Raw genomic sequence first — 24698 nt, 5'->3', positions numbered from 1 at the left:
TAAGGATGTGTCAGAAGGGTGTTGACACCTTTTGCTAAGGGAGTCACAGATGTTACGCAGAGTGACAAATTATTAACCGCGACAAGCAGTTGGCGGCAATATAACAAAAAGCAATGACAGAAACCGCAGAAAAAACAGGGAAAGCATAAACCGTACTTTTAATGCTCACTTATTTAACAATTATGCATCATTTGAGCGATAATTTTTCCACAAACTGATTGCTCACCGGATTTAAATATCGCCCGATGTTGTTAAATTAATGTTTTTATTTCGCGATGAAAAAAATGCTATTTGCGCGAATTCGCAGGTGCTATTTTTAAACAAAATAAATAGCGCCTGCAAATAGTGTCTGGCTATCGCTCAGCGAGCCGGTGGGTTTTCCTCAGCGCCAGACAGTCGAGTACCACGCCCAGCATAACGGCCAGAACGGCAATGCCGATGCCCGCCTCAAACAGTGGCGTCAGCAGCGCAGTCAGCGATTCTGCACCTGCAGCTGTTAGCGCCAGCGTCAGCAGCCAGCAGCCCAGTAACGCGCAGCCTGCGGTGAACAGGCGGACAATCCAGCGATAGCCCACAGGCCAGCTGGTACGCGGAATAAACGTGCCGCTCTGCTGCATCTGAAGAAGCGTGGTGCGGCTAAGCCACAGCAGCAGCAGTCCCGGTAGCGCAGCCACAACGGTAAACGCATAGAAAGCTGACCAGCCCCATAGCTCAACCAGCCAGCCGGCGGCCGGACCCACATAAACGCGGCCAACAGCAGCCAGCGCTGAGAGCAGAGCGAACTGGGTGGCAGAGAACGCTTTATTACACATGGTCATCAGCAGCGCCACAAAGGCTGCTGTTCCCATGCCACCACACAGATTTTCAATAAACACCGCGCTGGCCATGCTCCAGAGGTGGGGCGGGGTAACCGCCAGCAGCCAGTAAGCGGCGTTCGATACGGCCTGCAGAATGCCAAACAGCATCAGAGCGCGAAACAGGCTCAGACGCTGCATCAGCACGCCGCCATAGAGTGCGCCGATAATCGTCGCCAGCAGCCCCAGCGTTTTATTCACCAGGCCAACATCGCCCGCGCTGAAGCCGACGCCGCGGATAAGAAAGGTTGTTGTCAGCGACGCCGCGAAGGCATCTCCCAGCTTATAAAGGATGATCAGGGTGATAAGCAGCCAGGCATTGTTACGCTGAAAAAAATCCGCCAGAGGAAACGTAACGGCCTGGCGCAGCGTATGCGGCTCGCGTTTAGCCGCAGCGGGCTCGCGAGCCAGCAGCGTGGCAATCAGCCCCGGGATCATTAGCAGCGCCATCAGCCAGTAGGTTGCGCGCCAGCCCAGATAGCGATCGGCAAGCCAGAGTGCCAGCCCGCCGGAGATAAGCATCGCCAGGCGATAGCCCAGCACCGTAATCGCTGCGCCGCTGCCGCGCTCTTCCGGCGGCAGGATATCCGTTTTCCACGCATCAAAAACGATATCCTGAGAGGCGGAACAGAATGCGACCAGCACGGCGATGGCCGCCAGCAGCGTTAAATCCTGAGCCGGATGCATAAAACCGAGCGCGACAATGCCGGCAATCAGCGACAGCTGAGTCAGCAGTAGCCAGCCCCGGCGACGTCCCAGAAACGGCGGCGTATAGCGGTCCATCACCGGCGACCAGAGAAACTTGAAAACGTAAGCCTGTCCTACCAGCGAAAAGAAGCCAATGGTTTTGAGGTCGACATTCTCTACGGTCATCCATGCCTGCAGCGTGCCTGCGGTCAGCGCCAGCGGCAAGCCGGAAGCGAAGCCAAGCAGCAGCAGTACCGCCGCGTTACGTTGGGTAAATATTCGCAGATAGTGAGAGGTCATAGCCAGCCTGAGGTAGTGCCCGGCACAGACGGCCGGGCAGATGACAGCGGAGCGGTTAGCGTGCGTTCTGTTTAATGAAGTTGTTTACGCTGGTGTCCTGCGCCATATCGGCGATCACATCGCTCAGCGTCGCATTCACAGCGTTGGTGATCTTGTCATTGGTAGCATTGAAAGCGCCTTCAATGCTGTAGGTCTGACGGTAGTTTTTCACCTGCTTATTGCCGTTTTTCGCCGTGGCAATAATAGAGATATCCGCTTTCGTGGTGATGCTGTAGCGCACGTTACCCTGCGTGACGTCAGCGTAGAGGCCATTCACCACAATCTGCAGATCCACTGCGCCGTTCGGGCCAATCATATATCCGCGGGAGGTCATCTGCTTCTCCAGCACTTCCTGCAGCAGAAAACGCAGGTCGCGTGATGGCGTCAGCGTAACCAGTTGTCCATCGCGGTTAACCTTTGCCAGCGCCTGATCGCTGCGCTGATCGGCACCGTTTACGCTGACGGTAACGCCCATCAGGCTCGGATCCTGTTGTGGCAGCTGGATCTTTGGCTGAATGTTCAGGGTTGTACTGTTGCTGGCACAGCCGGCTAAAACAAAAGCAGCCAGCAGAGGGAATAACAGTTTTTTCAACATACTCATTCTCATTAGCGTTAGGTTGGGAGATAAATCCGGCGTCATCATAGCATTGCAGCGAGGTGAAAAAAGCCCCAGCCACCGGGAAATTGATTGTAAAGGCTTTTTTCAGCCCGGAGGAAAACCCGCAGGTTGACCCGCCCGGATTGCCGGTTATGATGCGCTGCAGAGCGGGAATATTTTCTGATTTTTACCGGGCAGTAATGCAAAACCTACTAATATTTAAACAGATGGGGCACAGCGCTCGCCGGAGAGGGTGTAAACAATGATTCGCGAACAAATAGAAGAAAAGCTGCGCAACGCTTTCACACCTGCACACCTCGAAGTGCATGATGAAAGCTATCGTCATAACGTGCCTGCCGGTTCTGAAAGTCACTTTAAAGTGGTGATTGTCAGCGATCACTTTACCGGCCAGCGCTTTTTACAGCGGCATCGCGCCATCTATGGCGAACTGTCTGCGGAACTGGCAGGTAGCGTACACGCGCTGGCGCTGCATACCTACACGCAAAAAGAGTGGCACGGGCTGCAGGATACTGTCCTGGCTTCGCCTAACTGCCGGGGTGCCGGTACGCTTGCCTGATGCTGGCATCTTCAACCTTTCCTGAAACGGCCTGCGGGCCGTTTTTTCGTTTCTCAGACGCTAAACGCGATCTGCGGCGCAAAAAAGCAGCAAAGTCGTTAAAAAGTGGTGAGTTTGCAGCCTCGACTCATTCCGGCGATGCCGCTATAATGCGGCGTCTATTTTTCCGGAATGTCTTCGGGACGCTTCTGGTGACAGGGATGTGGTTCTGCCCGCAGAGGCCGTCCCGGTTATTGGATACGGCGCATTAATTGTGTGGTGTCTGAAGTTGACCGAGCACGTGATTTTTTGAGGTAACAAAATGACAGTTTCAGTAGAAACCACCCAGGGTCTGGGCCGCCGCATTTCGATTACTATTCCAGCTGACAGCATTGACGCTGCAGTTAAGAAAGAACTGATTGAAGTGGCTAAGAAAGTCCGTATCGATGGTTTCCGTAAAGGTAAAGTGCCATCGCATATCATCAATCAGCGCTACGGCGCCTCTGTTCGCCAGGATGTGCTGGGCGAGCTGATGACGCGTAACTTTGTTGACGCCATCATCAAAGAGAAAATCAATCCAGCAGGCGCGCCTGATTACGTGCCGGGTGAGTATAAAGAAGGCGAAGACTTTACCTATGCGGTTGAGTTTGAAGTCTACCCGGAAGTGGAATTACAGGGTCTGGACGCAATCGAAGTTGAAAAACCGGTTGTTGAAGTGACCGATGCAGACGTTGACGCGATGCTGGATACCCTGCAGAAGCAGCAGGCTACCTGGAAAGAGACTGACGCAGCGGCTACCGCTGAAGATCGCGCTACCATCGATTTCAACGGTTTTGTTGATGGCGAAGAGTTTGAAGGCGGTAAAGCGTCTGACTTCGTACTGGCGATGGGTCAGGGTCGTATGATCCCTGGTTTTGAAGAAGGCATCACCGGTAAGAAAGCGGGTGACACCTTTACTATCGACGTTAAATTCCCGGACGATTACCACGCAGAAAACCTGAAAGGGAAAGATGCGAAGTTTGATATCGTTCTGAAGAAAGTTGAAACCCGTGAACTGCCAGAGCTGACCGCTGATTTCATCAAACGTTTCGGCGTAGAAGATGGTTCAGTTGATGGCCTGCGTGCAGAAGTGCGTAAAAACATGGAGCGCGAGCTCAAAGGCGCTATCCGTAACCGCGTGAAGTCTCAGGTTCTGGATGGTCTGGTTGAAGCGAACAACATCGACGTGCCAGCCGCTCTGATTGATGGCGAAATCGACGTGCTGCGTCGTCAGGCTGCTCAGCGCTTTGGTGGCAATGAGAAGCAGGCGCTGGAACTGCCACGTGAGCTGTTCGAAGAGCAGGCAAAACGTCGCGTTGTTGTAGGTCTGCTGCTGGGCGAAGTGATCCGCATCAACGAGCTGAAAGCGGATGAAGATCGCGTTAAGACGCTGATTGAAGAGATGGCTTCTGCGTATGAAGATCCGCAGGAAGTTATCGAGTTCTACAGCAAGAACAGCGAGCTGATGAACAACATGCGCAACGTTGCGCTGGAAGAGCAGGCGGTCGAGGCTCTGCTGGCGAAAGCCAAAGTCGCCGACAAAGCGACCTCTTTCCAGGAGCTGATGAACCAGACCTCTGCGGCCTGATTAATCACTTAACGGAATGTGCTCAGCCCGCGACCTCCTGTCGCGGGCTTTTTTATATTTATGATAAAAACCCCCTTCCTGCACCGCTATTTGACTAATTAAGCGGCAAATTATCCGTTATGCTCTTTTTCCAGGTTAGCGAATAGAGAAAAGGTTGTTATGCTTGAAACAACCGGGCAGCATCCCCAGATAGAGGAAGAATGCGAGAGAACCGTGAGGCTGGCTGATTAACCGTCCTGAAATGTCGGAACGAGGCGGCTGTGCATAGTTTTCGCAGCGCGTCTCACGTAGAATCGGTACAGAATGTTGCCAATGAAATTTATCAGGAGACGGTAATGTCATACAGTGGCGATCGTGAATTTACTGCACCAACTAATGCGCTGGTGCCAATGGTGGTCGAACAAACCTCGCGCGGCGAGCGTTCTTACGACATCTATTCCCGCCTGCTTAAAGAGCGCGTTATCTTTCTGACCGGTCAGGTTGAAGATCACATGGCGAACCTGATTGTGGCGCAGATGCTGTTTCTGGAAGCAGAGAATCCGGAAAAAGATATCTATCTCTACATCAATTCACCGGGTGGCGTGATTACGGCTGGTATGTCGATCTACGACACCATGAAATTCATTAAGCCGGACGTCAGCACCATCTGTATGGGTCAGGCGTGCTCAATGGGCGCGTTTTTGCTGACGGCAGGAACCAAAGGTAAACGTTTCTGCCTGCCTAACTCCCGCGTGATGATTCACCAGCCGCTGGGCGGCTATCAGGGACAGGCAACGGATATTGAAATTCACGCGCGTGAAATTCTGAAAGTAAAACAGCGCATGAATGAGCTGATGGCTGAGCATACCGGCAAATCACTGGAGCAGATTGAGCGCGATACCGAACGCGATCGTTTCCTCTCTGCCAGCGAAGCGGTAGAGTATGGTCTGGTTGACTCTATCCTGACACACCGTCAATAAGACGCACCTGCCTGGCCCTTACGCTATAGTTAACGGGGGGCAGGCAGGTGAGTTGCATGCATACCGGCCGTTGTTGTACGGCCAGTGCCGTACACCAGAGTAGGTCTGAGAACGAAAAGAGGTTAGCTGATGACAGATAAGCGCAAAGACGGTTCAGGTAAGTTGCTGTACTGCTCTTTCTGCGGCAAAAGCCAGCATGAAGTCCGTAAGCTGATTGCCGGGCCGTCAGTCTATATTTGCGACGAATGTGTCGATTTATGTAATGACATCATTCGTGAAGAGATTAAAGAGGTTGCGCCCCATCGCGAGCGTAGCGCTCTGCCAACGCCACACGAAATTCGTCACCATCTCGATGACTATGTTATTGGTCAGGAAAAGGCGAAAAAAGTGCTGGCGGTTGCTGTTTACAACCACTACAAACGCCTGCGCAATGGCGATACCAGCAACGGTATTGAGCTGGGCAAAAGTAACATCCTGCTGATCGGCCCAACCGGTAGCGGTAAGACACTGCTGGCAGAAACGCTGGCGCGCCTGCTGGATGTGCCTTTTACCATGGCGGACGCCACCACGCTGACCGAAGCGGGTTATGTGGGCGAAGATGTGGAAAACATCATTCAGAAGCTGCTGCAGAAGTGCGACTATGATGTGCAGAAGGCGCAGCGCGGGATCGTCTACATCGATGAGATTGATAAAATCTCCCGTAAGTCTGATAACCCTTCTATTACGCGTGATGTGTCAGGCGAAGGCGTGCAGCAGGCGCTGCTGAAGCTAATCGAAGGCACCGTTGCCGCTGTCCCGCCTCAGGGTGGTCGCAAACATCCGCAGCAGGAGTTTCTGCAGGTTGATACATCGAAAATCCTGTTTATCTGCGGCGGTGCATTTGCCGGCCTTGATAAGGTGATTTCGCAGCGTGTAGAAACCGGATCGGGTATCGGCTTTGGCGCGACAGTAAAAGGCAAATCGCAAAAAGCCAGCGAAGGCGAACTGCTGTCACAGGTAGAGCCGGAAGATTTGATCAAATTTGGTCTGATTCCGGAATTTATCGGTCGTCTGCCAGTGGTTGCCACGCTGAACGAGCTGAGCGAAGAAGCCCTGATCCAGATCCTGCGCGAGCCGAAAAATGCGCTCACCAAGCAGTATCAGGCGCTGTTTAACCTGGAAGGCGTTGAGCTGGAGTTCCGCGACGAAGCGCTGACGGCTATCGCTAAAAAGGCGATGTCGCGCAAAACCGGTGCGCGCGGTCTGCGTTCTATCGTTGAGGCGGCCCTGCTGGAAACCATGTATGACCTGCCTTCAATGGAAGATGTTGAGAAAGTGGTTATCGATGATTCGGTGATTGATGGCGAGTCCGATCCAATGCTGATTTACGGAAAGCATGAAGCACAAGCTTCTGGCGAATAAATAAGCAGCCAAATCACGTTGTTATCTTAAAAAAGGGGAATTCTATTCCCCTTTTACTTTTCTCACTCCTGTGACATTGAATGTCGGACAAGCATCCCCATATACTCATAATCCTGTGGGTTTAACTGCATACAGCCTGTATTACGCGGTACCCATCACCTGGCGGACATTAAACTAAGAGAGAGCTCTATGAATCCTGAGCGTTCTGAACGCATTGAAATCCCCGTGTTGCCGCTGCGCGACGTGGTGGTTTATCCGCACATGGTAATTCCGTTGTTTGTTGGTCGGGAAAAATCGATTCGTTGCCTGGAAGCAGCAATGGATCATGACAAGAAGATCATGCTGGTTGCCCAGAAAGAGGCTTCAACGGATGAACCTGGAATTAACGATCTCTTTGCCGTAGGGACAGTGGCGTCCGTACTGCAGATGCTGAAGCTGCCTGATGGCACAGTTAAGGTGCTGGTGGAGGGCCTGCAGCGTGCCCGCATTACCACGCTATCTGACAATGGCGATCACTTTGTCGCTCAGGCTGAATATCTGACTTCGCCAGAAATTGAAGAGCGCGAGCAGGAAGTGCTGGTGCGCACCGCGATTAATCAGTTTGAAGGCTATATCAAGCTGAACAAAAAGATCCCGCCTGAAGTGCTGACGTCGCTGAACAGCATTGATGATGCGGCGCGCCTGGCCGATACCGTGGCGGCGCATATGCCTCTGAAGCTGGCGGATAAACAGTCCGTGCTGGAGATGTCCGACGTTAACGAGCGTCTGGAATATCTGATGGCGATGATGGAATCGGAAATTGATCTGCTGCAGGTTGAAAAACGCATTCGCAATCGCGTCAAAAAGCAGATGGAAAAAAGCCAGCGCGAATATTATCTGAACGAACAGATGAAGGCGATTCAGAAAGAGCTGGGCGAGATGGATGACGCACCAGACGAGTATGAAGCGCTGAAGCGTAAAATCGACGCGGCTAAAATGCCGGCTGAAGCGCGTGAAAAAGCGGAAGCTGAGCTGCAGAAACTGAAGATGATGTCGCCGATGTCGGCAGAAGCGACGGTGGTACGCGGCTACATCGACTGGATGGTGCAGGTTCCATGGAACGCGCGCAGTAAGGTGAAGAAGGATCTGCGCAAAGCGCAGGAGACGCTTGATACCGATCACTTTGGTCTTGAGCGCGTCAAAGATCGCATCCTTGAGTATCTTGCGGTGCAGAGTCGCGTCAGCAAAATCAAAGGCCCAATCCTCTGTCTGGTTGGCCCGCCGGGTGTGGGTAAAACCTCTCTGGGACAGTCGATTGCGAAAGCGACCGGACGTAAATATGTGCGTATGGCGCTGGGCGGCGTGCGTGATGAAGCAGAAATCCGCGGACATCGTCGCACCTATATCGGTTCAATGCCGGGCAAACTGATCCAGAAAATGGCGAAAGTGGGCGTGAAAAACCCGCTGTTCCTGCTGGATGAGATTGATAAAATGTCGTCTGATATGCGCGGCGATCCCGCTTCGGCACTGCTGGAAGTGCTGGATCCGGAACAGAACATCGCGTTTAACGATCACTACCTGGAAGTCGACTACGATCTGTCTGACGTAATGTTTGTCGCGACCTCCAACTCCATGAATATTCCGGCACCGCTGCTGGATCGTATGGAAGTGATCCGCCTGTCGGGCTATACCGAAGATGAAAAACTCAATATTGCGAAGCAGCATCTGCTGCCAAAACAGATTGAGCGCAACGCGCTGAAAGAGAAAGAGATCAGCGTTGACGATAGCGCAATCATCGGCATCATCCGCTATTACACGCGTGAAGCAGGCGTGCGTAGCCTGGAACGTGAGCTCTCTAAGTTATGCCGTAAAGCGGTCAAAGCGCTGCTGATGGATAAAACTCAGAAGAGCATCACAATTAATGGCGACAACCTGAAAGATTTCCTTGGCGTACAGCGTTTTGATTACGGTCGCGCTGACAGCGAAAACCGCGTAGGACAGGTGACCGGCCTGGCGTGGACAGAAGTGGGCGGCGATCTGCTGACCATCGAAACCGCATGTGTGCCAGGTAAAGGCAAGCTGACCTATACCGGTTCTCTCGGCGAGGTTATGCAGGAGTCGATTCAGGCTGCATTAACCGTGGTTCGCGCCCGGGCAGAAAAACTGGGTATTAACGGCGACTTCTACGAGAAGCGCGATATCCACGTGCATGTGCCGGAAGGGGCTACACCGAAGGATGGTCCGAGTGCCGGTATTGCGATGTGTACGGCGCTGGTCTCCTGTCTGACCGGTAACCCGGTCCGTTCCGATGTGGCGATGACCGGCGAGATCACGCTGCGTGGTCAGGTACTGCCTATCGGCGGTCTGAAAGAGAAACTGCTGGCAGCACACCGTGGCGGGATTAAAACTGTACTGATCCCGGATGAAAACAAACGCGATCTGGAAGAGATCCCGGCAAACGTGATTGCCGATCTCAGCATTCATCCGGTTAAACGCATTGAAGAGGTGCTGAATCTGGCCCTGGAAAATGCGCCATCCGGTATGCAGGTTGTGACGGCAAAATAGCGCTAAGCAGCAAACGCGGCTAAAAAACGAAGCTGGCAGGCCAAATCAGGCTTGCCAGCTTTTTTTTGCCTGTTAAGTTAGAGGGCTGCTGGATCGGCGATTAAGATGAATACCGTTGTTTCAGCACCACAGGCTTGTTATAACTGGCTGCGCGTTTGCTCCGGCGTAAAGAGACGGGGCAAAGTGAATAATAAAAGAGGGGATGAAGAGAGTGAATAAGTCACAGTTGATCGACAAAATCGCTGCAGAAGCGGACATTTCAAAAGCAGCAGCCGGACGTGTACTGGAGGCCTTTACCGAATCTGTTTCTGGCGCACTGAAAGAGGGCGACGAAGTAGCCCTGGTGGGTTTCGGTACTTTCTCTGTGCGCGAGCGCGCTGAGCGTGCCGGCCGTAATCCGCAGACCGGTAAAGAGATCACCATCCCGGCTGGCAAAGTACCGGGATTCCGCGCCGGTAAAGCGCTGAAAGACGCCGTTAATTAAGCCAGTCAGGATTAACCAGTGAAGCATTTTCTTCTCTGGATTGAGGACGAAAAAGCCGTTCTCATGTAACATACGGGCACATCATTACTGATGTGCCCTTTTTTATTTGATGCGCAGCTTAAGCCAGTGGCTTCAGTCTCCGCATGGTTGCCAGCTGCCAGCCTGAACTGCAGCTGCACGATGATGGCATCGTGTCTGAGCTTTACATTCACACTACAGCGGAGTGTTGTCATACCATGATGGACAATTTACGCGCGGCGTCGAATCATGTCGTGCTCAAGGTTATTCTGGGATTGATTATCCTGTCCTTTGTGCTTACCGGAGTGGGTAACTACCTGATAGGTGGCAATGGCGATTACGCTGCGAAAGTTAACGGCCACGAAATCAGCCGGGCTGAGCTGGAGCAGGCGTTTAACAGCGAGCGCAATCGTCAGCAGCAGATGCTGGGCGATCAGTTCTCGCAGCTGGCGAGCAATGATGGGTATATCCAGCAGATGCGCCAGCAGGCGCTGTCACAGCTGGTGGATCAGGCGCTGCTGGATCAGTACATCAGCGAGCTGCATCTCGGCATCAGTGATGAGCAGGTAAAGCAGGCCATTTTCAACCAGAAAGCGTTTCAGACCAACGGCAAATTTGATAATGCCAAATATAACGGTCTGATCACCAGCATGGGCTTCTCAGCCGATCAATATGCAGAAGCGCTGCGCAAGCAGTTGCTTAATCAGCAGCTGATCAACGCCATCGCTAACACTGATTTTATGCTGAAAGATGAAACCACAAAGCTGACCGATTTAGTCTCGCAGCAGCGGGAAATTCGTCAGGCGGTGATTAACGTGGATGCGCTGGCAGCGAAGCAGACGGTTAATGACGATGAGATCGCGCAGTATTATCAGCAGCATCAGAACAGCTTTATGGCCCCGGAGCAGTTCCGCGTCAGCTACATCAAAATGGATGCAGCAGCGATGCAGCAGCCGGTCAGCGAAGCGGACATTCAGAGCTGGTACGATCAACACAAAGCGGACTATTCACAGCCCCAGCGCAGCCGTTACAGCATCATTCAGACCAAAACTGAGGCGGAAGCCCGGTCAGTGCTGGATGCGCTGAAGCAGGGCGGGGACTTTGCCAGCCTGGCGAAAAGCAAATCTGCCGATCCTATCTCCGCGCGTAAAGGTGGTGATATGGGCTGGCTGGAGCCTGCAACCACGCCGGATGAGCTGAAAAATGCCGACCTGACGCAGAAAGGCCAGCTTTCAGACGTGATCAAGTCCTCAGTCGGTTTCCTGGTGGTACGTCTGGATGATATCCAGCCGGAGCAGGTGAAGCCGCTGGCGCAGGTGCATGACGTTATTGCAGATAAAGTTAAGCAGGAAAAAGCGCTCGACGCGTTCTATAAGCTGCAGCAGAAAGTCAGTGAAGCCGCCAGCAATGACAATGAATCGCTGGCGGGTGCAGCCCAGGTATCGGGTCTTAAGGTCAGCGAAACAGGCTGGTTTACCCGTGATGATATGCCTGCCGACCTCGACTTTGACGCGGTTAAACAGGCGGTCTTCAGCGGCGGCTTAATTGGGCAGAACGGCGCGCCGGGCAACAACTCCGATATTATCAGCGTGGATGGCGATCGCGCGTTTGTGCTGCGCATCAGCGAACATAAACCGGAAGCGGTAAAACCGCTTGACCAGGTGAAGGCACAGGTTACCGACCGCATCAAACACGATAAGGCGACGCAGCAGGCTAAAGCGCAGGCAGATAAACTGCTGGCCGGGCTGAAAGCGGGCAAGAGTGAGGCACTGAGCGCGGCAGGACTGACGCTGAGCAGCAGCAAAGTGGTTGATCGTAACGCACAGGATCCGGTCGCCCAGACCGCATTTTCACTGCCGCAACCGGCAGAGAATAAACCTTCCTGGGGCGTAAGCGAAGATATGCAGGGCAACGTCGTACTGGTCGCGCTGGATAAAGTCTCTGCCGGCAGCCTGCCGCAGAACCAGGTCGATGAGATGATCAAAGGCGTGACGCAGAACAATGCGCAGATCGCATTTGAAGCGCTGCTTGAAAACCTGCGTAAAGAGGCGAAGATCAAATATGGGGCAGCGGCACAAGCCCAGTAAGCCTCACAAAAAAAGGTAATTTTCTGCAACAATCAAAGGCCGCTTCTGCGGCCTTTTCCATCTCTGCGCTTCGCCTTTTGCCGGACATCCTCTGCTGTGACACGCTGCTGATGCTGTCAAACACAAGGAGAAAAACAGCATGAACAAATCTACTTTTCACGCATTTTGTCTGACACTGGCGCTGGGCGGCGCACTCTGCAGCAGCACTCTTGCGCATGCGGCGGGAGAGCCCGCGGAAGCACAGGCGAAGCCGCCCGCATCGCTGACGGCCGGAGCGGTCAGCATCAACGACGCTACCGCGGAGCAGCTGGCGAGCGCCATGAATGGCATCGGATTGAAAAAAGCGCAGGCGATCGTCAGCTATCGCGAAGAGTATGGGCGCTTCACCGCGCTGGATCAGCTCAAAGAGGTGCCGGGTATCGGCAGCGCGCTGGTCGAACGCAACAGCGATCGGCTCAAACTGTGAAGCACTTCGCGACGCTGAAGAATCTGTGAAGACCGGCAACAGGCTGTGCTATGCTCAACAGGTCCAACCAGTTAGTAATTTCAGCCTGTTCAGGAGCGTTGATGCAAACCACAATCAAAGTGCGCGGCTATCATCTGGATGTCTATCAGCACGTTAATAACGCGCGCTATCTCGAATTTCTGGAGGAGGCGCGCTGGCAGTGGCTGGAAGAAGCGGACGCCTTTAACTGGCTGATGGCGCAAAAACTGGCGTTCGTGGTGGTAAACATCAACATCAACTATCGCCGGCCTGCGGTTCTGGGCGACCGTCTGGTCATTGAAAGTGACGTGTCACAGCTCAGCGGTCGCAGCGGGATCATCGCACAGCGTGTGCTGCTTGCAGAAGATCGCACTCTGGTGGCTGACGCTCTGCTGACGTTTGTCTGTATCGATTTACGGACGCAAAAAGCGGTGCCGCTGGAGGGAGAACTGCGCGAACGCCTGGCCACTCTCATGGCCGGACGTTAAACCGTGGCGTCACTGCTGACGCCACGCCAGCGACATGCTGACTCAGCGCAGGCCGCTTTTTTGCTTCATTGCCGTCATTATCGCGGCGGCATTGTCCTGATACTCCGCCAGCCCGCGGGCACGTAAATGACAGGCGGCGCAGGTTCCGCAGCCATCTCCTTTAATGCCGTTATAGCAGGTCAGCGTCTCTGTCCGCACCAGCGGCAGCTGCTGCCAGTAATCAGCAAGCGCCCAGGTCTCTGCTTTATTCAGCCACATCAGCGGCGTCTCAAAACGTATCTCGCGAGCCATGCCAAGGCTGACCGCGTGATTTAACGCTTTAACAAACTCATCGCGGCAGTCGGGATAGCCGGAGAAGTCGGTCTCGCAGACGCCGGTAATAACAGCTTCAGCTTCTACCTGATACGCGTAGACAGAAGCGAGCGTCAGAAACAGAATATTACGGCCCGGGACAAAGGTGCTGGGTAATCCGCTGGCATCAGCCTCATAGGCCGGTACCGGAATGTTATCGCGCGTCAGGCTGCTTATCGCCAGTTCGTTAAGCAGGGTGACATCCAGTACTTTATGCGCGCGCGCGCCCAGTTTATGTGCCAGCTCCGCCGCCACTTCGATCTCTTCGCGGTGGCGCTGGCCATAATCGAAGGTGACGCAGTGAACTTCATCATAGTGCTGCAGAGCCTGAATCAGGCAGGTGGTGGAGTCTTGTCCACCACTAAAAACGACAACGGCGCGTTTCATTAACTTATCTCTCCTGGTGTGGTCTCTTATGGTACTGCGTCAGCGCCGGAGTGAACAGGGCTGACGGCTGGCGGCGGGATCCACGCCCGGGTAAAGTCAAACCAGCCCAGTGAAGTCAGCCGCACACCTTCAACGCCCGCTGGCGCCAGTACCTGATAACGGTAGTTGAACAGCGGCAGCAGATAACCTTCGCTCATCAGCGTATGGAAAAGTTGCTGAACGGCGGACGAGCGTACGCTGTCGTCTGGCTCACGGGCGATCTGCTGAAGCGACTGACGAAAGCTGTCGCGCAGCGGCTGCCACAATCTGTCCTGCTCCAGCCAGTTCAGCAGGGTAAACTGCGGCGCGTCACCGATCAGCCGGTCGCCCATAATAATATCCGCTGCGGTGAGATCCTGCGCGTGGCCCCAGCTTTTTACCTCATGAAAGACGCAGCTCAGCTCACAGCCGTGTGAAGCCAGCAGCGTGACCAGCGCCTCCGCCATCACGTGCAGTTCAACCGGCAGATGGTAATGCAGGGTCAGTCGGGCGGGCAGGGCAACGGGGTCCGCCCCGGTCTGCGGAACCGGCCAGCCGGGCAGCAGCGAGTGACTCGGCGTAATCAATCCTTCTGCCAGCGGCAGCTGGCGGATCACATCGCTGCGCTGGATCAGCGCAATCAGCGTCCGGGCCTGAGCCGTACTGAAACGCAGCGAGGGGCGGGTGGCCAGATAGCAGAAGCCGCGGCTGATACTGCGGTCTACCGGCCGCAGCTGCTGCAGTTCGTCAGCATTGCCAATCGCAATCTGGACCGGATGCCGGCAGCTGTTGCCCTGTTCCGGCATAAACAGGGCAGGCGTGATCCAGTATTCAATACGCTGGATCAGCGCGCGCTGCAGATGCCAGCGCGCATAGCTCTCCAGCCGCAGCAGGGTCGGGGTAAACTGCACCAGCTGCCAGGGACCGCTGCCGGTTTGCGGGCTGTCGGGGTGCGGCAGCAGACAAAATTGATGAGCCAGCCGCTGCGGCAGCCAGTAGTCGGGCCGATGCAGCCGGATACGCAGCGTGAGCGGATGCGGCGCGTCAATCTGCGCCACGCTGGCAAGCAGCGCGCGGCCGTCGGGGCTGCGGATAATCTGCTGCAGGACCGCTGCCAGCTGCGCGGCATACAGCGGCTCGCCGTTATGCCAGCTGAGCTGCGGACGCAGCCAGAAGCTCCAGTTCAGTCCGCTGCTGTCATGCTGCCAGTGGTGCGCCAGATCGCCGCTGACGCGGTTGTTTTCTACGCGCGTCAGGCCAGAGAAAATCTGCCGGGCCAGATGCTGCTCAGCGCGGCCGAGAGGCTGCAGGGGGGCCGGGAACGCGAGGGTACGATAATAAGGAATGCGCAGCACCGGCATACGATCCTGCCAGTGCCCGCCCATCAGTGGCTGCAGCAGCTGCAGCAGGCGTTCCGGCGGCAGATCAAGCGTCTGCAGCATCTGGATCGGTTCGCCCGCCAGCAGCTGGCGGTTAAGCAGCTGCTGGCGCAGCGTCTCCGGTGCGATCAGAAACTGCAGTTCACCCTGCTTACCGCGCCCCGGCTGGCTGCTCCAGCGGATCCAGCCCGCCTGCTGCCATTTTTTCAGCAGAGTACGCGCATGACGTTCGCTGCAGAAACAGCGCTGAGCCAGCATGGCAACGCTTAGTCGCTGCGTCTCTCCCTGGCTGGCGTGCCACAGCCGCTGAAACTGGCTGACACGATGAAGTTCACGCATAGTTAAACCCGGAACAGTTTTCAAAAAGTATTCACTATTCGTTCCGTAATTACCAGGCGATAGTAAAAGCATCCCCCGACAGGAGAACAGGCATGGCTCGTCTTGCAGCATTTGATATGGACGGCACGCTGCTGCTGCCCACGCATCAGTTAGGTAAAGAGACGCTGGAAACCCTGCATGCGCTGCAGCAGCGCAATGTGATTCTGGCTTTTGCCACCGGCCGCCATCTGCTGGATATGCAGGTGATCCGTACACAGATCACGCTGCCTGCCTGGCTGATAACCGGTAACGGCACGCGTATTCACGACCCGCAGGGCAACCAGCTGTATGGCTGCGATCTGCCGGCGGACGTCGCAGAGCAGGTCATGCGAACCCGCTGGGAAACGCCAGCCTCCATTCACCTGTTTACCGACGAGGGCTGGTTTACTGATAAGCCACTGCCTGGCGCGCTGGAGGCGCACTCGCTGAGCGGGTTTAGCTATCAGCTGTGCGATCTGCAGCAGATGTCAGGAAATAACATCACCAAAATCTGTTTTATCGCACCCCACGAGATGCTGCTGGCGCTGCAGGAAGAGCTGCAGCAGGCGCTGGGCGCGCGTGCCACTATCTGTTTTTCCGCCTGGGACTGTCTTGAGGTTCTGCCGTCAGGTTGCCATAAAGGCGCGGCGCTGGCGCGACTGTGCGAACATCTCGATCTGCCGCTGGCGGAGTGTATGGCCTTTGGCGATGCGATGAACGATCGCGAGATGCTGGAGCAGGTAGGTAAAGGCTTTGTTATGGGCAACGCGATGCATCAGCTTAAAGCCGCGCTGCCGCATTTGCCGGTTATCGGCCATTGCGAGACACAGGCGGTGTCTCACTATTTAAATCACTGGCTGACCACGCCCCACCTTGATTACTCCCCCAGGGGCTGAGTCTTGCCGTGAGCCGGACCGGATGTCCGGTTTTTTTATTGCAGCGCCTGCAGCCAGGGCTGAATATCGCCAATCTGCGCCGCAACCCACGCCGGGTTGTAATAGGTGTCAGGATAGCGTTCGCCGCTGTCGCAGAGCAGCGTAACCAGCGCGCCCCGTTCACCGCTGGCGCGCATGCGTTTCGCCACCTGCATCATGCCCCAGAAGTTGGTGCCGGTTGAAGCGCCGGGGCGCCGCCCGAGGATCTGTTCCAGCCGCAGCATAGCCGCCAGCGTGGCGCCATCGGGGACTTTGATCATCTCATCAATCACGTCGGGCAGAAAAGAGGGTTCGACGCGCGGGCGGCCGATTCCTTCAATCAGGCTGCCGCGTGCATTGCGCAAACTGCTGTCCCGGCTGTGCCAGTAGTCAAAAAATACCGAATGCTGCGGGTCAGTAACCAGCAGGCGGGTGGAGTAGCCCTGATAGCGAATATAGCGGCCCAGCGTGGCGGAAGTGCCGCCGGTGCCGGCGCTCATGATCAGCGTATGCGGCACCGGAAACGGCTCATGCGCCATCTGCCGGAAAATACTTTCAGCAATATTATTATTGCCGCGCCAGTCCGTCGCGCGCTCGGCATAGGTAAACTGATCCATAAAGTGGCCGTTGAGTTCACGCGCCAGCCGCTCAGACTCCGCGTAGAGCTGGCACGGATCAGCCACAAAATGGCACTCTCCGCCATAAAAACGGATCATCTCAATTTTGCGCTTTGCGGTACTGACCGGCATAACCGCGATAAACGGCAGGCCGAGCAGCCGGGCAAAGTAGGCTTCCGATACGGCAGTACTGCCGGATGACGCTTCAATAATCGGGGTTTTTTCACCGATCCAGCCATTAGCCAGTCCATACAGAAACAGCGAACGCGCAAAGCGATGTTTCAGGCTGCCGCTGGGGTGCGTGCTCTCATCTTTGAGATAGAAAAAGATGCCCGGGAAATCGTCCAGCGTAAAGCGGATCAGGTGTGTGTCAGCCGAGCGCTGGATATCAGCGTTGATCTCATTAATGGCGTGGCGGATCCAGGGGGTTTGCATGGCGATTCTCTCCGGTTTTCATTGCCGCCAGTGTACGGCACGGGCAGGAAAAAGAGGTTGCTAAAACCAGGGTATAATCGGCGGTTCAGAGAAAAATATTCTCCGGTGAGGCGTGATGATAGATAAAATTGACCGTAAGCTGCTCGCCCTTTTGCAGAAGGATTGCACGCTATCGCTGCAGGCGCTGGCAGAGGCGGTCAATCTGACCACCACGCCCTGCTGGAAGCGCCTGAAAAAACTTGAAGATGACGGTATCATCCGGGCGCGCGTAGCGCTGCTGGATGGTGAAAAACTCGGTCTGTCACTGACCGCGTTTATGCTGATCAAAACGCAGCAGCACAGCAGCGAATGGTTCAGGCAGTTTGTCGCCGTGGTTGAGCCAATGCCGGAAGTCATGGCGTTCTACCGTATGGCCGGTGAGTATGACTATCTGCTGCGAATACAGGTTGCGGATATGAAGAGCTACGACGCGTTTTATAAGCGGCTGGTGAATGGCGTGCCGGGCCTGATAGATGTCACCTCCAGCTTTGCGATGGAAGAGATTAAATACTCAACCGCGCTGCCCGTTGTGCCCTGAAGCGTAAATAAAGAGAGAGATTGTGCGATTATTCAGCCAGCTTAGTTGGTATTTCCTGCGTGAGTGGCGCCGCTATGCCGGTGCTGTCTGCCTGCTTATTATCATCGCTTTACTGCAGCTGATCCCGCCGCATCTGGTCGGCGTAATTGTCGATGGCGTCACGCAGCAGCGGCTCTCTGCCGGGCAGATTATGATGTGGATCGGCGTCATGTTGCTGACCGCCGTTATCGTTTATCTGCTGCGCTATGTCTGGCGCGTGCTGCTGTTTGGCGCCTCGTATCAGCTGGCGGTAGAGCTGCGCGAGGACTTTTATCGTCAGCTAAGCCGGCAGCATCCTGCGTTCTATCTGCGCCATCGCACCGGCGATCTCATCGCGCGCGCAACGAATGATGTCGACCGCGTTGTGTTTGCAGCGGGAGAGGGAGTGCTGACGCTGGTGGACTCCCTGGTCATGGGGCTGGTAGTGCTGGCGGTCATGAGTACGCAGATAAGCTGGCAGCTGACGCTGCTGGCGCTGATCCCGATGCCCTTTATGGCGCTGGCGATCCAGCGGGATGGTTCCCGGCTGCATCAGCGTTTTAAAGTTGCGCAGGCGGCGTTCTCCAGCCTTAACGATCAGACGCAGGAGAGCCTGACCAGCATCCGTATGATCAAAGCATTTGGACTGGAAGATCACCAGTCGCAGCAGTTTGCTGACATCGCCAGCGATACCGGACGTAAAAATCTGCATGTTGCGCGGGTGGATGCGCGATTTGATCCCATTATTTACGTCGCCGTTGGCTTCTCCAACCTGCTGGCGATCGCAGGCGGCGGCTGGATGGTATGGCACGGTATCCTGACGCTGGGTCAGCTCACCAGCTTTGTGATGTATCTGGGGCTGATGATCTGGCCGATGCTGGCGCTGGCGTGGATGATCAACATCGTGGAGCGCGGCAGTGCGGCCTGGAGCCGTATTCGCGCGCTGCTGGCTGAAGCGCCGGCAGTGGCTGACGGCACCCTGACGTTACCGCCTGAGCCGGCTGTGCTGCAGCTCGCCATTGACGCCTTTCACTACCCGGGGACAGAAAATGCCGTACTGCAGGATATCCATGCGAAGCTGCAGCCAGGGCAGATGCTGGGATTATGTGGCCCGACCGGCTGCGGTAAAAGCACGCTGCTCAGCCTCATCCAGCGCCACTTCGATATCGATCGGGGAGAGATCCGCTACGGCGAGCTGCCGCTGGCGCAGCTGCAGCTGGACAGCTGGCGCAGCCGCCTGGCGATAGTGAGCCAGACGCCGTTTCTGTTTTCTGACAGCGTGGCAAACAATCTGGCGCTGGGTCGTCCCGACGCCACGCAGCAGCAGATTGAGCAGGCGGCAAGAATGGCCTGCGTGCATGAGGATATTCTGCGCCTGCCGCAGGGCTATGAGACAGAGGTCGGAGAGCGTGGGGTCATGCTTTCGGGCGGACAGAAGCAGCGTATCGCGATTGCCCGTGCGCTGCTGCTGGAGGCGGAGATCCTGATTCTGGACGATGCGCTCTCTGCGGTAGATGGACGTACTGAACATGACATCCTGCATAACCTGCGCATCTGGGGAGAGAACCGTACGCTGATTATCAGCGCGCACCGTCTCTCGGCGTTAACGGAAGCGAGTGAAATTCTGGTGCTGCAGCAGGGGCGCGTTGCGCAGCGAGGCGATCATGACCAGCTGGCGGCGCAGCCGGGCTGGTACCGCGATATGTACCGCTATCAGCAGCTGGAAGCGGCGCTGGATGATGAGAGTGAAAACAAAGATGAAACCGCAACAGGAGCGCAGCATGGCTAAGTTGCAGCGGCTGTGGCCGACGCTGAAACGGCTGCTGGCATACGGAAAACCCTGGCGCCGCTCGCTGTGGCTGGCAACCGGTATGCTCTGGCTGGCGGCGGCGGCCGAGGTGACCGGCCCGGTGCTGGTCAGCTATTTTATCGATCGCCTGATCGCCAGACATCAGATGCCGTGGGGCATCGTGGCGGGATTACTGGTGAGTTTTATTCTGCTGCAGCTTATGGCGGCGGCGCTGCACTATTTTCAGGCGCTGCTGTTTAACCGTGCGGCAATCGGAGTGGTGCAGCAGCTGCGCGTTGATGTCATGAACGCGGCGCTGCGCCAGCCGCTGAGCGCGTTCGACACCCAGCCGGTGGGGCAGATTATTTCGCGCGTCACCAATGACACCGAGGTTATTAAAGATCTCTATGTCACCGTAGTCGCCACCGTGCTGCGCAGCGCCGCGCTGATTGGCGCGATGCTGGTCGCCATGTTTTCGCTCGACTGGCGTATGGCGCTGGTGGCGCTGGTTATTTTCCCGCTGGTGCTGACCGTGATGCTGATTTATCAGCGTTACAGTACCCCGATTGCCCGCCGGGTTCGCAGCTATCTGGCGGATATCAACAACGGCTTTAACGAAGTGATCAACGGCATGAGCGTGATCCAGCAGTTCCGGCAGCAGGCGCGTTTTGGGGCACGCATGAGCGAAGCGAGTCGCGCCCATTATATGGCGCGCATGCAGACGCTGCGGCTGGACGGATTTCTGCTGCGTCCGCTGCTTAGCCTCTTTTCTGCACTGATTTTGTGCGGCCTGTTACTGCTATTCAGTTTTGCTTCACCCGGCGCATTTGAAGTCGGCGTGCTTTATGCCTTTATCACCTACCTGGGCCGGCTGAATGAGCCGCTGATCGAACTGACGACGCAGCAGTCGATGCTGCAGCAGGCGGTGGTATCGGGTGAGCGCATCTTTGAACTGGTTGATGCGCATCAGCAGGGGTATGGCAGCGAAAGTGCTCCGCTGCGTTCCGGAGAAATTGCGCTGCACGACGTCAGTTTCGCCTATCGCGACGATCGCGACGTGCTGAGCAATATCTCCTTTACCGTGCCGTCACGGGGCTTCGTTGCGCTGGTCGGGCATACCGGCAGCGGCAAGAGCACGCTGGCAAACCTGCTGATGGGTTACTATCCGGTAAAGCACGGATCGATTGTGCTGGACGGGCGTCCGGTCTCTTCGCTCTCGCACGATGCGCTGCGCACCGGCATTGCCATGGTGCAGCAGGATCCGGTGGTGCTGGCCGATACGCTGCTGGCTAACGTACAGCTGGGGCGGGCCATCCCTGAAGAGCGGGTGTGGCAGGCGCTGGAGAGCGTGCAGCTCGCTACGCTGGCCCGCGCGTTACCGGACGGTATCCATACGCGACTGGGAGAGCAGGGCAATACGCTTTCGGTCGGGCAGAAACAGCTGCTGGCGCTGGCTCGCGTGCTGGTCGCGCCGCCGCAGATCCTGATCCTCGATGAAGCTACCGCGAACATCGATTCCGGCACCGAGCAGGCGATTCAGCAGGCGCTGCGCACTTTGCGCCAGCACAGCACGCTGGTGGTCATTGCGCACCGGCTCTCGACAATTATGGAGGCGGAACAAATCCTGGTGTTACATCGCGGCCATATTGCCGAGCGCGGTACGCATACAGAGCTACTGGCGCAGCAGGGGCGCTACTGGCAGATGTATCAGCTGCAGCAGGCTGGCGAGCAGCTGGCGGCCGGCGCATCCGCCTGAGTTGCACCTTTTTTGTTCATGCTGACCCGTTCTTTTCTCGCTTCTGCACCTCTTTGACGCCCTGAGCACCAAAGAGGTGCAGACCCCCGTACCGTTCTTTCTCTCCGGCAATGCCGCCCCGCGCTGAGCCTGTACCGCCGCCGCGTTAAACCGCGTTTTGCACTTCTGGCACACCCTTTGCTTTAACCACTGCGTATACATCGCGCAGTTGTGTTTAATCCGGAGGGGACGTATGAAGCTGGTTACCGTGGTAATCAAACCATTCAAGCTGGAGGATGTCCGTGAGGCACTATCCTCCATTGGCATTCAGGGGCTGACGGTATCTGAAGTTAAAGGGTTCGGCCGTCAGAAAGGACATGCCGAACTCTATCGCGGGGCCGAGTACAGCGTTAACTTCCTGCCAAAAGTAAAAATCGATATCGCGATTGCAGATGACCAGCTGGATGAAGTGGTTGATGTCATCAGTAAAGCGGCCTACACCGGCAAAATTGGCGACGGCAAAATCTTCGTTGCTGAGCTGCAGCGGGTGATCCGTATCCGTACCGGTGAAACTGACGAAGCGGCGCTCTGATCCGGGTTCTGACTTGAGATGGGATGAAAAAAATGAAAAAAATGATGATGAAACTGGGCCTTGCCAGCCTGGCGCTGTTACCCACTCTGACGCTGGCTGCTGCCCCTGCGGTCGCAGATAAAGCGGACAACGCCTTTATGATGATTTGTACCGCGCTGGTACTTTTTATGACAATTCCCGGCATCGCGCTGTTTTATGGCGGCCTGATCCGCGGTAAAAATGTCTTGTCCATGCTCACACAGGTTGCCGTAACCTTTGCCCTGGTCTGCGTATTGTGGGTTGTGTATGGCTACTCGTTAGCCTTTAGCGAAGGCAACGCCTTTTTCGGCAACTTCCAGTGGGTGATGCTGAAAAACATCGAGCTGAAAGCCGTCATGGGCAGCTTTTATCAATATATTCACGTCGCGTTCCAGGCGTCGTTTGCCTGTATTACCGTCGGATTGATCGTGGGCGCGCTGGCTGAGCGTATTCGCTTCTCAGCGGTGCTGATTTTCGTCGGCGTCTGGCTGACGCTCTCCTATCTGCCGATTGCGCATATGGTGTGGGGCGGCGGTTATCTGGCACAGGATGGCGCGCTGGACTTTGCCGGCGGTACCGTGGTGCATATCAACGCCGCTGTCGCGGGGCTGGTGGGCGCGTATCTGGTCGGAAAGCGTGCCGGTTTTGGCAAAGAGGCGTTTAAACCGCATAACCTGCCGATGGTGTTTCTCGGTACGGCCATTCTCTACGTCGGCTGGTTTGGCTTTAACGCCGGTTCAGCGTCATCGGCGAACGAAATTGCTGCGCTGGCGTTTGTGAACACCGTTGTCGCTACCGCCGGTGCGGTGCTCTCCTGGGTCTTTGGTGAGTGGGCGCTGCGCGGTAAGCCTTCGCTGCTGGGTGCCTGCTCCGGCTTTATCGCCGGCCTGGTCGCCATTACGCCAGCCTGTGGCTACGTGGGCGTTGGCGGCGCACTGATCATCGGTCTGGCGGGCGGACTCGCGGGCATCTGGGGCGTTACGACGCTGAAAAGATGGCTGCGCGTCGATGATCCCTGCGATGTGTTTGGCGTGCACGGCGTGTGCGGCATCCTCGGCTGCATCCTGACCGGCGTCTTCGCCTCCAGCTCACTGGGTGGCGTTGGCTATGCGGAAGGCGTCACTATGGGGCATCAGGTCTGGGTCCAGATATTCAGCTGTATCGTTACCGTAGTCTGGTCCGGCGTGGTGGCCTTTATCGGCTTCAAGCTGGCGGATGTGATTGTCGGCCTGCGCGTACCGGAAGAGCAGGAGCGTGAAGGTCTGGATGTAAACAGCCACGGCGAAAACGCATATAACCAGTAAGCTAAAAATGAAGAAAAGGGGCGACCAGGTCGCCCCTTTTTTTATGCGTCGCGCTGACGCATAACACCTTCCTGTACCGTGGTCGCCACCAGCGTACCCTCCTGCGTATAGAACTCGCCGCGTACAAAGCCGCGCGCGCCAGAGGCAGACGTGCTCACCACGCTGTAAAGCAGCCATTCTGAGAGATCGAACGGGCGGTGAAACCACATCGAGTGATCGATCGTGGCCACCTGCATATCCGCTTCCAGGAACCCTTTGCCGTGCGGCTGCAGCGCCACCGGCAAAAAGTTAAGGTCGGAGGCGTAGCCCAGCACATATTGATGGATGCGGCGATCGGCAGGCATCTGGCCATTGGCGCGCACCCAGACCTGGCGCACCGGCTCAGCCACGTGGCCCTTAAGCGGGTTGTGGATCTGAACCGGGCGGATATCCAGCGGTCGCTCAGCGAGAAACTTCTCTTTGAGCTTCAGCGGCAGATGCGCGGCGAGTTTTTGCGCCAGATCGCGTTCAGAGGGCAGTTCATCCGGACCCGGTACCGGGGGCATGCTGTTCTGATGCTCAAACCCGGTTTCAGGCGCCTGAAATGAGGCGGTCATATAGAAAATAGGCTGACCATTCTGGACTGCGCTGACGCGGCGCGCGCTGAAGCTTTTACCGTCGCGCAGCGTTTCAACATCGTAAATAATCGCTTTATGGCTGTCGCCGGGACGCAGAAAATAGCTATGAAATGAATGAATAATGCGATCTTCCGGCACCGTCTGTTTAGCAGCATAGAGCGCCTGGCCCACCACCTGACCGCCAAACACCTGACGCAGACCGAGATCTTCACTCTGCCCGCGGAACAGGCCTTCTTCCAGTTTTTCCAGATTTAATAGCGTAAGCAGGTTAGTCAGCGCCTGGCTCATAATCATGTCCTCATCAGCAGATATGGCGCAAGTGTGAAAGATCCGACCAGTTTGCGCAACGGATTTGCGCTGATTTCTGATGACGGGCGACGCGCCAGGCGCAATGCGGATTTCTGTGCCAGAATTAAGAGCAATCGGCGGTTGAAATGCCAGCTAAAAAATTAACCGCCGACAAT

Annotated in this window: 21 protein-coding genes; 15 read left to right on the top strand and 6 right to left on the bottom strand. The window is 55.9% G+C overall.

Annotated elements, in window-relative coordinates:
* Positions 1–353: 353 nt before the first annotated feature.
* On the bottom strand, positions 354–1841 hold the full coding sequence (gene ampG / locus DBY66_RS06905) for a muropeptide MFS transporter AmpG (protein WP_108569659.1): 1488 nt from the start codon (positions 1839–1841) through the stop codon (positions 354–356).
* A 55-nt stretch (positions 1842–1896) separates the two neighbouring features.
* Positions 1897–2475, bottom strand: a complete 579-nt coding sequence (locus DBY66_RS06900; RefSeq protein ID WP_039382984.1) for a lipoprotein — start codon at positions 2473–2475, stop codon at positions 1897–1899.
* 265 nt (positions 2476–2740) lie between these two features.
* On the opposite strand from DBY66_RS06900, the gene bolA reads away from it, so the two are divergent.
* From bolA to DBY66_RS06855, 9 genes are all read left to right on the top strand, one after another.
* On the top strand, positions 2741–3055 hold the full coding sequence (gene bolA / locus DBY66_RS06895) for a transcriptional regulator BolA (RefSeq protein ID WP_039382985.1): 315 nt from the start codon (positions 2741–2743) through the stop codon (positions 3053–3055).
* A gap of 301 nt (positions 3056–3356) precedes the next feature.
* Positions 3357–4661 carry a trigger factor gene (gene tig / locus DBY66_RS06890; RefSeq protein ID WP_108569660.1) on the top strand — a complete coding sequence of 435 codons (1305 nt, stop codon included), beginning with the start codon at positions 3357–3359 and terminating at the stop codon, positions 4659–4661.
* A 335-nt stretch (positions 4662–4996) separates the two neighbouring features.
* On the top strand, positions 4997–5620 hold the full coding sequence (clpP, locus tag DBY66_RS06885; RefSeq protein WP_010616837.1) for an ATP-dependent Clp endopeptidase proteolytic subunit ClpP: 624 nt from the start codon (positions 4997–4999) through the stop codon (positions 5618–5620).
* Between the two features lie 129 nt (positions 5621–5749).
* Complete coding sequence (gene clpX / locus DBY66_RS06880) at positions 5750–7021, top strand: ATP-dependent protease ATP-binding subunit ClpX (protein ID WP_039382987.1); 1272 nt, start codon at positions 5750–5752, stop codon at positions 7019–7021.
* 189 nt (positions 7022–7210) lie between these two features.
* Positions 7211–9565: an endopeptidase La gene (lon, locus tag DBY66_RS06875; RefSeq protein ID WP_039382988.1), complete on the top strand. Its 2355-nt coding sequence runs from the start codon at positions 7211–7213 to the stop codon at positions 9563–9565.
* Between the two features lie 211 nt (positions 9566–9776).
* Positions 9777–10049, top strand: coding sequence for a nucleoid-associated protein HU-beta (gene hupB / locus DBY66_RS06870; protein ID WP_039382989.1), 273 nt, complete (start codon positions 9777–9779; stop codon positions 10047–10049).
* Between the two features lie 236 nt (positions 10050–10285).
* Complete coding sequence (gene ppiD, locus DBY66_RS06865; RefSeq protein ID WP_108569737.1) at positions 10286–12154, top strand: peptidylprolyl isomerase; 1869 nt, start codon at positions 10286–10288, stop codon at positions 12152–12154.
* A 139-nt stretch (positions 12155–12293) separates the two neighbouring features.
* Positions 12294–12620, top strand: a complete 327-nt coding sequence (locus DBY66_RS06860; RefSeq protein WP_071668933.1) for a helix-hairpin-helix domain-containing protein — start codon at positions 12294–12296, stop codon at positions 12618–12620.
* 101 nt (positions 12621–12721) lie between these two features.
* Positions 12722–13126, top strand: a complete 405-nt coding sequence (locus DBY66_RS06855) for a YbgC/FadM family acyl-CoA thioesterase (RefSeq protein ID WP_039382991.1) — start codon at positions 12722–12724, stop codon at positions 13124–13126.
* Positions 13127–13168: 42 nt separating this feature from the next.
* On the opposite strand, the gene queC is transcribed toward DBY66_RS06855, so the two are convergent.
* On the bottom strand, positions 13169–13864 hold the full coding sequence (gene queC, locus DBY66_RS06850) for a 7-cyano-7-deazaguanine synthase QueC (RefSeq protein ID WP_039382992.1): 696 nt from the start codon (positions 13862–13864) through the stop codon (positions 13169–13171).
* A 26-nt stretch (positions 13865–13890) separates the two neighbouring features.
* Positions 13891–15600 carry an SgrR family transcriptional regulator gene (locus DBY66_RS06845; protein ID WP_108569661.1) on the bottom strand — a complete coding sequence of 570 codons (1710 nt, stop codon included), beginning with the start codon at positions 15598–15600 and terminating at the stop codon, positions 13891–13893.
* A gap of 92 nt (positions 15601–15692) precedes the next feature.
* On the opposite strand from DBY66_RS06845, the gene cof reads away from it, so the two are divergent.
* A complete protein-coding gene (gene cof, locus DBY66_RS06840) occupies positions 15693–16514 on the top strand; it encodes an HMP-PP phosphatase (protein ID WP_108569662.1) in 822 nt (273 codons plus the stop codon).
* 35 nt (positions 16515–16549) lie between these two features.
* Here the strand turns inward: cof and DBY66_RS06835 are convergent, their stop codons facing one another.
* Complete coding sequence (locus DBY66_RS06835; RefSeq protein WP_108569663.1) at positions 16550–17584, bottom strand: PLP-dependent cysteine synthase family protein; 1035 nt, start codon at positions 17582–17584, stop codon at positions 16550–16552.
* Positions 17585–17699: 115 nt separating this feature from the next.
* Between DBY66_RS06835 and DBY66_RS06830 the strand changes: the two genes are divergently transcribed.
* The 5 genes from DBY66_RS06830 to amtB all read left to right on the top strand — a co-directional run bounded on the left by DBY66_RS06830 (position 17700) and on the right by amtB (position 23617).
* Entirely contained in the window at positions 17700–18161 is a 462-nt protein-coding gene (locus tag DBY66_RS06830; RefSeq protein WP_108569664.1) for an Lrp/AsnC family transcriptional regulator, read from the top strand.
* Positions 18162–18183: 22 nt separating this feature from the next.
* Complete coding sequence (locus tag DBY66_RS06825; RefSeq protein WP_104084630.1) at positions 18184–19968, top strand: SmdA family multidrug ABC transporter permease/ATP-binding protein; 1785 nt, start codon at positions 18184–18186, stop codon at positions 19966–19968.
* On the top strand, positions 19961–21724 hold the full coding sequence (locus tag DBY66_RS06820) for a SmdB family multidrug efflux ABC transporter permease/ATP-binding protein (protein ID WP_108569665.1): 1764 nt from the start codon (positions 19961–19963) through the stop codon (positions 21722–21724). The genes DBY66_RS06825 and DBY66_RS06820 overlap by 8 nt, the downstream gene beginning before the upstream one ends.
* A gap of 232 nt (positions 21725–21956) precedes the next feature.
* The gene (gene glnK / locus DBY66_RS06815) at positions 21957–22295 is read left to right on the top strand and encodes a P-II family nitrogen regulator (RefSeq protein WP_003850469.1); all 339 of its coding nucleotides are present in this window, start codon (positions 21957–21959) and stop codon (positions 22293–22295) included.
* A 32-nt stretch (positions 22296–22327) separates the two neighbouring features.
* The gene (gene amtB / locus DBY66_RS06810) at positions 22328–23617 is read left to right on the top strand and encodes an ammonium transporter AmtB (RefSeq protein WP_071669033.1); all 1290 of its coding nucleotides are present in this window, start codon (positions 22328–22330) and stop codon (positions 23615–23617) included.
* A 41-nt stretch (positions 23618–23658) separates the two neighbouring features.
* On the opposite strand, the gene tesB is transcribed toward amtB, so the two are convergent.
* On the bottom strand, positions 23659–24522 hold the full coding sequence (tesB, locus tag DBY66_RS06805) for an acyl-CoA thioesterase II (protein WP_039382999.1): 864 nt from the start codon (positions 24520–24522) through the stop codon (positions 23659–23661).
* Between the last annotated feature and the right edge of the window lie 176 nt (positions 24523–24698).

Source organism: Pantoea sp. RIT413 (genome assembly GCF_003057675.2).
GTDB classification, from domain to species: domain Bacteria; phylum Pseudomonadota; class Gammaproteobacteria; order Enterobacterales; family Enterobacteriaceae; genus Pantoea; species Pantoea eucrina.
This window is presented reverse-complemented; position numbering and strand designations above follow the sequence as displayed.